The following is a 12839-nucleotide window of genomic DNA, read 5'->3' as shown; positions in this document are numbered from 1 at the left end:
AAGCTTTTCTCTAGTTGACTCCTGCGATGAGAAAAGCTTTTCTCAAGAAAATCGAGTGGGAGAAGACATCTGGAAAATCAGCGTGCGAAAAGCGGGCGTGCAACGATTCACGACGTTGCGGCGGCCGCGGGTGTGAGCATTTCGACGGCATCGAAAGCCCTGAACAATACCGGCCGCATGGGTGACGACACCCGCGAGCGGGTCAAGCGGGCCGCTGCCGAGATCGGCTTCCGGCCGAATGCTCTCGCCAAGGGATTGCTCAGCAATCGCACGTTCACGATCGGTCTTTTGACCAACGATACATATGGCCGCTTCACGCTGCCGGTCATGGCCGGCATCACCGAAGCGCTCGTCGATCATGGGGTTTCGGTCTTCCTCTGCACAATCGAGGATGATCCGGCGCTCGGAAAGGTTCATGTGGACGCGCTACTGGACAAACATGTGGACGGCATCATCGCCTCGGGCAAGCGGATCGACCGCCGCCTGCCGGTCGATCTGTCCAATCTGCTCGTGCCCGTGGTCTATGCCTTCACCGAGGGTGCGCCTGACAGCGTCACCTTCTGTGCCGACGATTTTCAGGGAGCGGTCCTCGCCGTCGAATGGCTGCAGCGCCTCGGTCGTCGCCGGATCGCTCATGTCACCGGGCCGGACAGCTTCGTCTCGGTGCGCGAGCGCGCCAAGGCTTATCGTGGCCTTGCCGGCGACGCGCTGCCGGTCATGTACGGCAGCTGGTCGGAGGCTTGGGGCCATCAGGCGGTGGCGCAGCTTTGGAAGGCGACCGGCGCAAAACCGGACGGCATCTTCTGCGGCAACGATCAGATCGCGCGGGCGGTCGTCGATGCGCTGCGCGAGCGCGGCGTGCGGGTACCGGAGGACGTCTCGGTGGTCGGCTTCGACAATTGGGAAATCGTCGCCGCGCAAACAAGACCGCCGCTGACGACGGTCGACATGAATCTCAAGGCGCTCGGCAGGGAGGCCGGGCTGACGGTTTTGGCGCTGGCGGAAGGACGTAGTGTCGAACCGGGGATCAGGACATTGCCCTGCGAACTTATCGTGCGGCAATCATGCGGGGGAGACCCCGAGCTTTAATCAAGAAGGGGCAATGGGAGTTGCCCCACGGGAGGAGAACATGATGAAGCGATTTCTGGCCGCAACCGGCCTCATATCCTTAATGCTTGCATCCGGCGCATCTGCGGAGAACATCTCCATGTGGGTGCGCAGCGGCATCGGCGATTCCTTCAAGAAGGTCGTCGAGGCCTATAATGCCGGCCATGACGACAAGGTCACGCTGACAGAAGTGCCCTTCTCGGAACTCGTGCAGAAATACGCAACCTCCATCGCCGGCGGCCAGGCGCCCGACGCGCTGTCGATGGACCTCATCTACACGCCGGCCTTTGCGGCAGCCGGCCAGCTCGCAGACCTGACCGACTGGGCCAAGAGCCTGCCCTATTTCAACTCGCTTTCACCCTCGCATGTGAAGCTCGGCACCTATGATGGCCATATCTATGGCCTGCCACTCTCCGTCGAGACTTCGGTCTTCGCCTGGAACAAGGACCTCTATAAAAAAGCCGGTCTCGATCCGGAGAAGGCGCCGGCCAGCTGGGACGAGATCGAGCAGAATGCCGAGAAAATCCGCGCGCTCGGCGGCGATACCTACGGCTTCTATTTCTCAGGCGGCGGTTGTGGCGGCTGCATGATCTTCACCTTCACGCCGCTCGTCTGGGGTGCTGGTGCCGACATTCTCTCGGTCGACGGCAAGACAGCGACGCTCGACACGCCGCAGATGCGCAAGGCAGTCGGCATCTACCGCGACATGGTCAAAAAGGATCTGGTGCCAGCGGGTGCCGCGAGCGACACCGGCGCCAATTTCCTCAGCATCAGCAACGGCAGGATCGGCCAGCAGAGCATCGGCGCCTTTTCGATCGGCACGCTGATCACGCAATATCCCGACATCCATTTCGGCGTGACGCTGATCCCCGGCGTCGACGGCAAGCCCTCGTCCTTCGCTGGCGGCGACAATTTCGTCATCTCCAAGGGCACCAAGAAGCTCGATGCGGTGAAGAAATTCCTCGAATATACCTATTCGCTCGAAGGACAGAAGATCATGGCGAAGTACGGCAGCCTGCCGACGCGCGGCGATATCGCCGATCAGGTGCTCCAGGGCCTCGACCCGCGCATGCAGGTTGGCCTCAAAGCCATATCGATCGCCAAGACACCTTACACGCTGCAGTTCAACGATCTGATCAACAGCGCCAACGGCCCCTGGGCAGGCTTCACCAATGCGGCGATCTTCGGCAGCGACGTCGACGGAGCCTTCGCCAACGCCCAATCGGAAATGCAATCGATCATCGACAACGCCCAACAGCAATAAGCGCAAGAATGCCGGGAGGCTTCAGGCTTCCCGGCCCTTCCATCGCAACATCGGGAGCATTCCATGGCTGGTCCTGGAGCTATCGCAGCCGCACGGCCTCGCAAGCGGCGAAGGCGTGCCAGCTGGCACGGATTTCTCTACATTGCGCCCGCCATGGCGCTCGTCATCGTCTTCTTCATTCTGCCCGTCGCCTATACCGTCTGGATGAGCCTGCATAACTGGCCGCTGCTCGGCAATCCGCGCTGGATCGGCTTCGGCAACTATACGCGCATGCTCTCCGACATGCGTTTCATGGCAGCCTTGCGCTTCACCGCCTATTACACGGTCATCGTCACCATCGTCATCTTCGCCGTGGCCTTTCCGCTCGCACTCTATGTGGAGAAGCCACGGCCTTTCGTGGGCTTCTATCGGACGATCATCTTCCTTCCCGTCGTGGTTGGGCTCGCGACGGCCTCGCTGCTTTGGGTCTGGCTCGCCAATGTCGACAGCGGCTTTTTCTCGCCAGTTGCGCAGGCCCTCGGTCTGGTCGACAAGAGGCCGAATCTGCTCGCCGATTTCGACATGGCGTTTGCCACGATCATCGTCATGGTCGTCTGGAAGATCGCCGGCTTCACCATGATCATCCTGCTCACGGGCCTGCAGGCGATCCCTTCCGAATTGACCGAGGCCGCCCGCATCGATGGCGCCAAGCGCTGGCAGCGCTTCCGGCACCTAACCTTGCCACTGATGCGCCGCACCATCGCGCTCGCGCTGATCATCTCCATCACCGGCTCGGTGCTCGCCTTCGACCAGTTCTACATCATGACATCAGGTGGGCCGCAGAACCGAATGATCTCGGTGGTTTACTACATCTTCAACCAGTCCTTCGTCTCCTTCAATCTCGGCTATGGCGCCGCACTGTCGATCGCGCTGCTCGTCATTCTCGTGCTGATCAGCATCGTCCAGCTCTGGCTGCTGCGCGGCGGGGAGGACCGGCCATGACCACGGCAAGGGAGCGCCGGGCAAGGCGCAAGCTCTGGGGCTGCGTTGGCTATCACGGCATCGGCGTCATCATCGTCATCGTCTTCTTCGCGCCCTTCGCGATCGCGCTCCTGTCTTCATTCCGACATGGTTCCGAGGCGAGCCTGCCGCCGCTGCCGCCATGGCCGACGACCGGCTTCAGCTTCGATGCCTATCGCTCGCTCGATGGCTTCGGCGCCGGTATCCTGCAGCATACGCTGAATTCGCTTTTCGTCTCGGTCGGCACGGTGCTGCTGACCGTCATCATCAGCCTGCTCGCCGGCTACGGCTTCTCGCGCTACCAGTTCCCCTTCAAGGGCGCGCTCTTCATTCTCGTCATCGCAACGCTGATGATCCCGTTCCAGTCGATCCTGACGCCGCTCTTCATCATTCTGGCGAAGCTCGGCCTCAACAATTCGCTGATCGGGCTGACGCTGGTCTATGTGACGCTGCAATTGCCCTTCTCGGTCTTCATGATGCGCAACGCCTTCGACGCGGTGCCGAAGGAAATCGAGGAGGCGGCGCGCATCGACGGCGCACGTGATCTTAAACTTCTCTTCCGCGTGCTGTTTCCGCTGGTGCTGCCGGGCGTGGCAACGATCGCGATCTTCGCCTTCCTCAACGCGTGGAACGAATTCCTGGCAGCACTGGTGCTGCTGTCGAGCAATGAGAAATTCACCCTTCCGGTGCTGATGATCGCCGTCAGGACCGGTCGCCTCGGCGCCGTCAACTGGGGCGCGGTCCAGGCCGGTATAACCGTCATGACCATCCCCTGCGTCATCGTCTTCCTGCTTCTGCAACGTTACTACATGCGCGGGCTGATGGCCGGCGCGGTGAAATGACCACCTTCAAACAAACGGATGAAAGCCATGTCAGACAAGCAAAGCCGCCAGTTCCGCCCCCTGCCCGTTCCGAATGTCGAGCTCGCGGGACTGTTCGGCGATCGTCAGGATGCAATCTGCAACTCCACCGCGGCGACCCTGCTCGATCGCTGCGTCGAAGCCGGCATGATCAAGGCGATCGATGTCGACCAGCCAAGCCCGGGTATCGTCATTCCCCAAAAGAGTATGAGCCCTACCATGCCGGCGACGGAGCAAAAGGCCATGGTGTCCACACAGATGTTCTGGGACAGCGATCTCGGCAAGTCGATCGAGACCATTGCCTATTCGCTCTACCGCCGCCGCAACCCGGAGCTTGAAGCGCGCGCGGATGCGATCATCGACATGTATGAAAAGATGCAGGACGAGGACGGCTATCTGAATGCGTGGTTTCAACGGGTCCATCCCGATCGCCGCTGGACCAATCTTCGGGATCACCACGAACTCTATTGCGCTGGGCACCTGATCGAGGCGGCGGTCGCCTACTATCAGGCGACCGGAAAACGCAAGCTGCTCGATATCATGAGCCGCTTCGCCGACTATATGATCACCGTTTTCGGCCATGGCGAAGGTCAATTAAGGGGCTACTGCGGCCACGAAGAGATCGAACTGGCGCTTGTCAAACTTGCGCGGGCTACGGGCAACAAGACTTATCTGGATCTCGCAAAATACTTCATTGACGAGCGGGGCACCCAGCCGCACTATTTTGACACCGAGGCCCGACGAGACGGGCGAGACCCCCAAAATTATCTGTTCGGTACTTATGAATACAATCAGGCCCATCAGCCGGTGCGCGACCAGACCAAGGTGGTGGGTCATGCGGTGCGCGCCATGTATCTCTATTCCGGCATGGCCGATATCGCCACGGAGTATAACGACGACACCTTGACCTCAGCACTCGAGACACTGTGGGACGACCTGACGACCAAGCAGATGTATGTCACGGGCGGTATCGGCCCGGCCGCTTCCAACGAAGGCTTCACCGACTATTACGATCTGCCCAACGAGAGCGCCTACGCCGAGACCTGCGCCTCGGTCGGCCTCGTCTTCTGGGCCAACCGCATGCTCGGGCGCGGCCCGAACCGCCGCTATGCCGACATCATGGAAGTGGCGCTCTACAATGGCGCGATGGCGGGACTGTCGCAGGACGGCAAGACCTTCTTCTATGAAAATCCGCTTGAGAGCGCCGGCAGGCATCATCGCTGGACCTGGCATCATTGCCCCTGCTGCCCGCCCAACATCGCCCGCCTGCTCGCTTCGGTCGGCTCCTATATGTATGCTGCCGCCGACAACGAAATCGCCGTCCATCTCTACGGCGAGAGCAAGGCTCGCGTACCGCTGGCAAATGGCGTGACTGTCACCCTCTCCCAAACGACGCGTTACCCCTGGGACGGCGCAATTCGTTTCGAGGTCAATCCCGATCGCGCAGCCAGATTTGCGCTGTCGCTGCGCATCCCCGAATGGGCCGAAGGTGCCACGCTTGCCGTCAATGGCACGCCGGTCGATCTGGCAACGGTAACCGTCGACGGCTATGCCCGCATCGAGCGGGATTGGCGGGCGGGCGACAGCGTTGATCTCACCCTTCCGCTCATTCCGCGCGCGCTGTTTGCCAATCCGAAAGTCCGCCAGGACGCCGGACGCGCTGCGCTGATGCGCGGCCCGCTCGTCTATTGCGTCGAGACCACGGACAATGGCCATGACCTCAACGGCATTTCGCTTTCCAGCAATCCGGCATCGGCCAAGACGACGGAAATTGCCGCGCTGGAGGGTGCGGTCGCGCTCGATGTTGCCGTCACACGCGAGACGGCTGACTGGGGCGCGGATCTCTATCGGACGGCACCACCGAAGGGTATTCCTTCCACCGCGCGTTTCGTCCCCTACCATCTCTGGGACAATCGCGAGCCCGGCGAGATGCTTGTCTGGCTCCGCGCTGATCAGATGCAGCGCGGAGCCTGACATGAAGAAGAACGGAATGAAGCTCACCGGCGTCCGCAAGAGCTTCGGCGGGCTCGAGGTCATTCACGGCATCGATCTCGACATACCGGAAGGCGCTTTCGTCGTCTTCGTCGGCCCCTCCGGTTGCGGCAAGTCCACGCTGTTGCGCATGATTGCCGGGCTGGAGGAAGTCACCGACGGCGAAATCGCCATCAAGGGCCTAGACGTCACCGATCTCGATCCGTCCGAGCGCGGCATCGCCATGGTCTTCCAGTCCTACGCGCTCTATCCGCACATGAGCGTTCGCGACAATCTCGGCTTCGGGCTGAAGATGGCCAGAACGGAGGCATCAGAAATCGAAAGGCGCGTACGCTCCGCCTCAGCAATCCTCAAGATCGATCACCTATTGGACCGCCGGCCGGGGCAGCTCTCCGGCGGCCAACGCCAGCGTGTCGCCATCGGCCGCGCCATCGTTCGCGAACCCGATGTCTTTCTCTTCGATGAGCCGCTCTCCAACCTCGATGCTGAACTGAGGGTCTCGATGCGCATCGAGATTGCCCGGCTGCATCGCGAGCTCGGCAATACGATGATCTACGTTACCCACGACCAGACCGAGGCCATGACACTTGCCGACAGGATCGTCGTGCTGAGAGATGGCCGGATCGAGCAGGTGGGCAGTCCGCGCGAGGTCTATGAAGATCCGGCCAACAGCTTTGTCGCCGGCTTCATCGGCTCGCCCAGGATGAACATGGTCGAAGCCATGTGGTCTGATGAAGGGGCAGCGAAGGTCGGCGGCGGCGGCATCAAGGTCGACCTAGCGCAGGACAAGCCGCCATCCGGCGAAAAGATCCTGCTCGGCATGCGTCCGGAACATCTCGTCGTCACATCTGATCGGGAGGATGCAGTCCGGGTCACGGTCGACGTCACCGAATATCTGGGCGGCACCCGCTATCTCTATTGCCAGACGGAAGATGGCCAATCACTGATTGCCGAATACCGCGACGGGCCTGATATCGAGCGCGGCGACACGCTCCACCTACACTGCCCGGCCGAGCGGCGGCGCTATTTCGACAAGCAGGGAGAAAGGCTGCGCTAGGTATTGTGACTGAGTTGATGCTCCTCGCGAAGGACGGCTTCAAAGTCGATATCGTCATCGTCGCTCATGGCCATTCGAGCATGGAAGACGATGCGGGTTCGCGACGAGCCTCTCGAATAACATGGCTTCAAGCGCACGCTCGACAACATTGGCAATCGGGCGGTTTTCGCGCCGGGCAAGCCGATGCGCGATGTCTTGTACCTTAGCGCATTTCAAGTTTTACCGGAATCATATCCAGCATTTGTGAGATAGTTGGCGCATTCGTGGGGTTGGATTGCTTCGACCAGGCTGCCGATGTGACGCCACGTGTCATCGATGGTCTGCTTTTGTGCGTTGCGCATCCAATGCTTGATCTTGGAAACGGCCTCTGGAGCTGGTCGAAGGTTTGATCGGATTGAGGTCGGGCGAGTAGGGTGGCAGGAACCGGAGCCATGCACCTACCGCTTTGGTCGCCTGACGGATTGTCTCCGACTTGTGGCTGCCGAGATTGTCCATGATGACGATGTCGCCTGGCTTGAGCACAGGAACCAAATGCCGTTCGACATAGGCGCGAAAGCGCTGACCGTTGATCGGTCCGTCGAAGACACAAGGCGCTGCCAGCCGGTCGCTTCTCAGGACACCGAGGAATGTCAGCGTGCGCCAGTGGCCGTGCGGCGCAAACGCCCGCAGACGCTTGCCCTTTGGTCCCCAGCCCCGGATGGGTGCCATGTTGGTTTTGATCCAGGTGTCGTCGATGAAGACAAGCTGTCCAGGGTTGAGATGATGTTGCAAGGTCTTCCATCGCTATCTTCTACGAGCGACATCGGCGCGGGCCTGCTCAAGGGCGAACAGCGTTTTCTTTGAAGCGCAGCCCCTCGCTGCGGATGAACTCCCAGACGGTGTTGTGGGAGACGACGATGCCGCGCGATGCCAACTCAGCCTTCAGCCCATGCGGCGTCAGATGTGGGTTCTGATCGAGTCGCGCGGCAAAGAAGCTACGAGCGACTCCAGGATGCGCTTGCGATAGCCGCCCATCTTGCTGGGACGAACCGATCCGGTCGCGCCATGGCGCTGGGACCACTTCACGGCCGAGGACGCGGCCAATTCGAAACGCGCAGCCGCCGCACGAATGCTTTCACAGCAAAACATCGCGGCTACAACACGCTCACGAAGATCATTCGATAATGGTGCGGTCATGGGACGCTGACTTCCTTCAAGCCAGCGTCAATGAATCAGGATCAAGTCGACCTGGGAATCCCATTCGATTCAGAAAAGGACGGAAATGATCTAGCTATCGATCTCGACAATGATCGACGTGCATTTGTCGCCGTTGGTCGGATGGAAGTCGACTGAGCAGGCGGTCAGGACGAGAATCAGATCGGCTTCGGCGCGCAGGAGAACATTGCCACCGGGCGGATTGACGGATGCAAGCACATCGAGCCGGCCGTCGGGCTGCGGCGGCGAGTTCTGGAAGAGGTTCACCGGATTGGGCACGAAGGGCACGGAAATCCCGGCTTCGCGCAAGGCGCCAAGGAAATTGTCCTGGCAGTTGGGATGATTGGGCAGCCCGGCACGCTCGTAAAGAGCGGTGCTGCACGGTGGAAACAGCATGTCGTGAGGGCCGGGGGAGTTATCCTCCACCAGCGTCAGAAGTGGATGTCCCTTCTCGCTATAGAAGCTGTGGCCCGTTTGGGGAAACATGCGTTCGGTAATATCGCGGGTCTGCGAGGTGCTGAGCCAATCCACATCGTCACCATTCACTGCGAATGCCCACATGTCCGCGACCTGCTGGCCTTCCGGATCGATCACGCGCGCGTGCTGACCCTTGCGCAACCGGAACCAGCCGCCCGACTGCGGTGGGATGACTGAGTGTTGGTGTTCTTGCATTTGAGCCTCCGGATTCTGCGGGATCGCAGCAAGATGAGAGTGTTAGAGCAATTTCAGGAAAAGTGCTTAGCGGTTTTCCGTCCGGAATTGCGGGAGAACAAAGAGATAGAGCGTTTTCGCGATTTGAAGAAAAGCGGAAAGGCTCTAGCGCTCCGAACAGGCAATCATGGCTCAACCATATTGTGGTCTCCTACCCGATCAATATGACCCCTCACATCCAGCCACCGACATGTCTGGATGACACAGATAGATGAGTGTCACACCGGCTCGAACAACGGTGCGATCGTCATTTCCGGCACAAGCACGAGGCCCTTGTCAGTGATGCGGATTTCCGGGATGACGGAGAGCGGGATCAGGTTGAAGCCCATATAGGCGATGGTGCAGCCGGCCTTCTCCCATTCGACCTTCAGCGCCTTCACCTCTTCCGCTACGTCGTGCACGCGCTTGTCGGAGAGCAGTCCGGCGATCGGCAGCGGCACCATGGCTGTGACCTTGCCGTCCATGACGACACAGACGCCGCCTTGTACCGCCTCGATCGCATCAAGCGCGACCTTCATATCCGCCTCGTTGGTGCCGGCGATGATGATGTTGTGGCTGTCATGGCCGACGGAGGAAGCAACCGCCCCCTTCTTCAAATTGAAGTTGTTCAGAAGGCCATAGGCTACATTGCCGGACGACTTGCCATGACGCTCGACGACCGTCACAAAGCAAAGACCATGGCGGTCAAAATGCGTCTGCCAGTCGTTTGCAGGCTCAAGCTCAACCCTGACATGTCCGAGTATGATACCCGGCAACTCGGTCTTGATCGTATGAGCAATCACAGGCTCGGTCGGCAACTCAGGCGTCAGCTTCAGCGACTTGGGTAGCTTCACCGTGTGATAGGCGGCTTCCGGATAGCGATAGGGATTGGACAGCGCCGCATCGAGGACGGGGGTGATCTTGCGGTCCTCGACCACCAGCTCGCCACCATACCAGGTGCTGACGGGCTTCAGATCGTCGCGCAGCAGCACCAGATCGGCACGGCGACCGCCACCGAGGCCGCCGATCTCGCTCTCCATGCCGAAGCGGGTCGCACCGTGCAGCGAGCCCATCGCCCAGGCCTGCTCCCGCGTCATGCCGGCCTTGACCGCCTCGCGCGTTACCCAATCGAGACCGAAGAGCAGAAGGTCCTCGGCATCGCGATCATCGGTGCAGACGGCGATCCGTTTGTGAGACGCGCCGAGTTCGGTAATCGTCTTGATGGCATGCGGCAGGCTGTGCCAGGGCGTCGTCGGCGGGCCGCCGCGCAGGAACAGCCATATGCCCGCCTCCAGCATATCGTCGGCGATCTCACGGTCGATGGCTTCGTGTGTATCCGTCACGCCGGATGCCGCATAGGCGGCAACGAATTCGCGGCCGTAGACATGGCCGGAGACCGGTCGTCCTCGCTCCAGCGCCGCCGCCAGGATCGCATGGCTGCGCTCGTCGCCCATCGCCACCTGTACGAAATCCATCTTCTCGCCGAGCGCCAGGGCTTCCGGCCATTTGTCGAAGAGATCGGCGATCTTCTGCGGCGTCAGGTCGCCGCCCGCCGTCTCCAACTGCGGCGAGGTTGCCGGCACCGTGCTCGGCACCGTCAGGAAGATCGACAGGGGCGCATGGCGCGCATCCTCAAGCATCGCCTCGACGCCGGCGACGTCCATGACATTGCCGATCTCGTGGCTGTCACAGAAAATGGTCGTCGTGCCGTTCAAGAGAGCGGCCTCGGCATAGGCGCAGGCCGTCACCATGCTCGATTCGATATGAATATGCGGATCGACGAGGCCCGGCGCGATGATCCCTCCTTTGGCATCATAGAGCTTCGCGCCGCTGCCTCGGTAACTGCCAGCCGGCTTGACGGCGGCAATGCGACCTCCCGAAACCCAGATCTCCTTGTCCGGCAGAATCCGCTCCGAATAGGTCGACAATACGCGCGCGCCCTTGATCACCAGATCCGGCTCGCGACGCGCCGAGGCAACGTCGGCGAGCATGCGGGTCATGGTCGAAAGCGGCTTGACGGAAAAACGTGTGAGCGTCATCGAATCCCCCATTCGAAATCAGTGATAGTCGGGTATGCCCGGCATGGTGCGGAAGCCTTCGACGGCACGAAAACGCCGCACCCAACGGCGCAGCGCCGGATAGTCGTCGTGATCGATACCATAGTCGCGGCTGAGCGCGAAAGACGGAAACAGCGTCAGGTCGGCAAGCGTCGGGCCATCGCCGACAAACCACTCGCGGCCATCGAACTGACGCAGCGTCATATGGTCGTCCATGAGGCGGAAAGCCTTGCGCGCGCCGGTATGAAGGGCCGTTTCATCGCCGGGCGTATCGAACAAGGATTTCAAGCGTGCCGCCATGGCGGGCGCAAGCGCCGTCGCCGAAAAATGCAACCACATCATCGTCGCGCCGAAAGCGGGCGCATCCTCCGGCAGCCAGAGACGCGAGGGATCGTGGGCCTTGGCGAGATAGGCAAGGATTGCTTCAGTGCCATGCAGCACGAGGTCACCGTCGCTTAGCAGAGGCATCGTTCCCAAGGGATTGAGCGCCAGCATGGGCTGCCTCGTCTCCTCTCGGCCCGGAAACATATCGACGGCGATCGTCGCATAGGCGAGCTTCAGCATTGAAAGCAGCAGGCGGACGCGATAGCTGCCCTCGTCCATCTCGTAATTGTAGAGCGTGATGCCGGCCATCAGGCAACCTCCGCTTTCTGTTCGAGATCGAAACGCAGCCTTTCGGCCCAAACAGCATAGTGTTTCTGCTTGGCGCCAGTATGCGCGGCCGGCGCGCCGGCTATGACGATATGAAGGCCTGTCTTGTTTTGCGAGATGCTTTGCAGCGCCACCAGCAGACAATCATCCCCTACATGCAGCAAGCCCATATCGGTGGCGCCGCTCTCGCACAGCGCGGCCGCGACGTCGTCTGCGCGGCGATCGATGTAGAGGCTACGCACAGGAGTTACGTCTGTAACCCCGTCGATGTCAGGCAATGAAGCCTCACCTGCGGCTGTCGCCCAGACGATCCCGTATTTCTCCTCGGCTAAATAGGTCGGCACCTTGATAGTCTGCGGCACCTCAAGGGCGGGATGTGCCGGGATATAACGACATTGCCCGGCGTTATCGTATTGCCAGCCGTGATAGAGGCAGGCGATGTGATCGCCGCGAACGAAACCAAAGCTCATGCGCATGCCCCGATGCGGACAGCGATCCTCCCAGACATGCGCCTTGCCGCTACTGTCGCGCCAGACGACAATCTCGCTGCCATCGACCACGGCGCCAGCCGAGGTCCCTGCCTCGATCGACGCCGAAAGCGCCACCGGCACCCATTCTGTTTCCAGTTTCATAAACCACTCCGCTCGATATCGAGGATGACGCAATCATAGGGGCCAAGGCTGCAGGCCATTTCGAAAGCGTCGACAAGATCGTTCTGGCCTCTGACGGCAAGCGTCGCCGATCGCGCGTCGCAGGCGCCGACGTCGATGTCCAGATCCAACCGACGGGCGCGATGCCGAGCAAACTCGACGAAACTGTCGCACACCATCCGTCCCCGAAAGACAAAACGCGCCGCCTCGATCATGCCTCGAAGATCTCGCCCGTTCTATCCATGCCAACGTTGCGCATCAAAAATGCCCATTTTGCATAAAAAATAAACATGCTTCACTTTTAGGCATTCTAGCCGC

The 12839-nt window shown here is 60.6% G+C and carries 11 protein-coding genes and 2 pseudogenes; 6 read left to right on the top strand and 7 right to left on the bottom strand.

Features of this window, described 5'->3' with window-relative positions; all coding sequences use genetic code 11:
* The first annotated feature begins 132 nt into the window (after window positions 1-132).
* From ACIQWP_RS03730 to ACIQWP_RS03705, 6 genes are all read left to right on the top strand, one after another.
* Entirely contained in the window at window positions 133-1089 is a 957-nt protein-coding gene (locus ACIQWP_RS03730; RefSeq protein ID WP_402782516.1) for a LacI family DNA-binding transcriptional regulator, read from the top strand.
* A 40-nt stretch (window positions 1090-1129) separates the two neighbouring features.
* Complete coding sequence (locus tag ACIQWP_RS03725) at window positions 1130-2371, top strand: ABC transporter substrate-binding protein (RefSeq protein ID WP_402782513.1); 1242 nt, start codon at window positions 1130-1132, stop codon at window positions 2369-2371.
* A 63-nt stretch (window positions 2372-2434) separates the two neighbouring features.
* A complete protein-coding gene (locus ACIQWP_RS03720; protein ID WP_402782510.1) occupies window positions 2435-3352 on the top strand; it encodes a carbohydrate ABC transporter permease in 918 nt (305 codons plus the stop codon).
* On the top strand, window positions 3349-4212 hold the full coding sequence (locus ACIQWP_RS03715) for a carbohydrate ABC transporter permease (protein WP_402782507.1): 864 nt from the start codon (window positions 3349-3351) through the stop codon (window positions 4210-4212). The genes ACIQWP_RS03720 and ACIQWP_RS03715 overlap by 4 nt, the downstream gene beginning before the upstream one ends.
* A 27-nt stretch (window positions 4213-4239) precedes the next feature.
* Window positions 4240-6204 carry a glycoside hydrolase family 127 protein gene (locus ACIQWP_RS03710; RefSeq protein WP_402782504.1) on the top strand — a complete coding sequence of 655 codons (1965 nt, stop codon included), beginning with the start codon at window positions 4240-4242 and terminating at the stop codon, window positions 6202-6204.
* Between the two features lies 1 nt (window position 6205).
* Window positions 6206-7279 carry an ABC transporter ATP-binding protein gene (locus ACIQWP_RS03705; RefSeq protein ID WP_402782501.1) on the top strand — a complete coding sequence of 358 codons (1074 nt, stop codon included), beginning with the start codon at window positions 6206-6208 and terminating at the stop codon, window positions 7277-7279.
* Here the strand turns inward: ACIQWP_RS03705 and ACIQWP_RS03700 are convergent.
* The 7 genes and pseudogenes from ACIQWP_RS03700 to ACIQWP_RS03670 form a co-directional block, all read right to left on the bottom strand.
* Window positions 7276-7495: pseudogene (locus ACIQWP_RS03700) on the bottom strand (plasmid stabilization protein). The gene ACIQWP_RS03705 and the pseudogene ACIQWP_RS03700 sit on opposite strands and share 4 nt — an antisense overlap.
* Window positions 7492-8455 (bottom strand): annotated as a pseudogene (locus ACIQWP_RS03695) (IS630 family transposase). The pseudogenes ACIQWP_RS03700 and ACIQWP_RS03695 overlap by 4 nt, the downstream one beginning before the upstream one ends.
* Window positions 8456-8545: 90 nt before the next feature.
* On the bottom strand, window positions 8546-9145 hold the full coding sequence (locus ACIQWP_RS03690) for a DUF1989 domain-containing protein (RefSeq protein WP_402782498.1): 600 nt from the start codon (window positions 9143-9145) through the stop codon (window positions 8546-8548).
* A gap of 257 nt (window positions 9146-9402) precedes the next feature.
* Complete coding sequence (locus ACIQWP_RS03685; protein WP_402782495.1) at window positions 9403-11202, bottom strand: adenine deaminase; 1800 nt, start codon at window positions 11200-11202, stop codon at window positions 9403-9405.
* Between the two features lie 18 nt (window positions 11203-11220).
* Window positions 11221-11853 carry a glutathione S-transferase family protein gene (locus ACIQWP_RS03680; RefSeq protein WP_402782492.1) on the bottom strand — a complete coding sequence of 211 codons (633 nt, stop codon included), beginning with the start codon at window positions 11851-11853 and terminating at the stop codon, window positions 11221-11223.
* Window positions 11853-12503, bottom strand: a complete 651-nt coding sequence (locus ACIQWP_RS03675; RefSeq protein ID WP_402782489.1) for a Rieske 2Fe-2S domain-containing protein — start codon at window positions 12501-12503, stop codon at window positions 11853-11855. Before ACIQWP_RS03675 ends, ACIQWP_RS03680 begins: the two co-directional genes overlap by 1 nt.
* On the bottom strand, window positions 12500-12736 hold the full coding sequence (locus tag ACIQWP_RS03670; protein WP_402782486.1) for a hypothetical protein: 237 nt from the start codon (window positions 12734-12736) through the stop codon (window positions 12500-12502). The genes ACIQWP_RS03675 and ACIQWP_RS03670 overlap by 4 nt, the downstream gene beginning before the upstream one ends.
* Between the last annotated feature and the right edge of the window lie 103 nt (window positions 12737-12839).

The sequence above is a fragment of the Rhizobium sp. NPDC090279 genome (genome assembly GCF_044769665.1).
Taxonomy (GTDB): domain Bacteria; phylum Pseudomonadota; class Alphaproteobacteria; order Rhizobiales; family Rhizobiaceae; genus Rhizobium.
The sequence above is the reverse complement of the archived record's forward strand: the minus strand, read 5'-3'. Positions and strand labels throughout refer to the sequence as shown.

Excerpts from the sequence above, each read along its gene's own strand:
- ACIQWP_RS03725 (WP_402782513.1), top strand. The coding sequence starts at position 1,130 with ATGATGAAGCGATTTCTGGCCGCAACCGGCCTCATATCCTTAATGCTT.
- ACIQWP_RS03720 (WP_402782510.1), top strand. The coding sequence starts at position 2,435 with ATGGCTGGTCCTGGAGCTATCGCAGCCGCACGGCCTCGCAAGCGGCGA.
- ACIQWP_RS03715 (WP_402782507.1), top strand. The coding sequence starts at position 3,349 with ATGACCACGGCAAGGGAGCGCCGGGCAAGGCGCAAGCTCTGGGGCTGC.
- ACIQWP_RS03710 (WP_402782504.1), top strand. The coding sequence starts at position 4,240 with ATGTCAGACAAGCAAAGCCGCCAGTTCCGCCCCCTGCCCGTTCCGAAT.
- ACIQWP_RS03705 (WP_402782501.1), top strand. The coding sequence starts at position 6,206 with ATGAAGAAGAACGGAATGAAGCTCACCGGCGTCCGCAAGAGCTTCGGC.
- ACIQWP_RS03690 (WP_402782498.1), bottom strand. The coding sequence starts at position 9,145 with ATGCAAGAACACCAACACTCAGTCATCCCACCGCAGTCGGGCGGCTGG.
- ACIQWP_RS03685 (WP_402782495.1), bottom strand. The coding sequence starts at position 11,202 with ATGACGCTCACACGTTTTTCCGTCAAGCCGCTTTCGACCATGACCCGC.
- ACIQWP_RS03680 (WP_402782492.1), bottom strand. The coding sequence starts at position 11,853 with ATGGCCGGCATCACGCTCTACAATTACGAGATGGACGAGGGCAGCTAT.
- ACIQWP_RS03675 (WP_402782489.1), bottom strand. The coding sequence starts at position 12,503 with ATGAAACTGGAAACAGAATGGGTGCCGGTGGCGCTTTCGGCGTCGATC.
- ACIQWP_RS03670 (WP_402782486.1), bottom strand. The coding sequence starts at position 12,736 with ATGATCGAGGCGGCGCGTTTTGTCTTTCGGGGACGGATGGTGTGCGAC.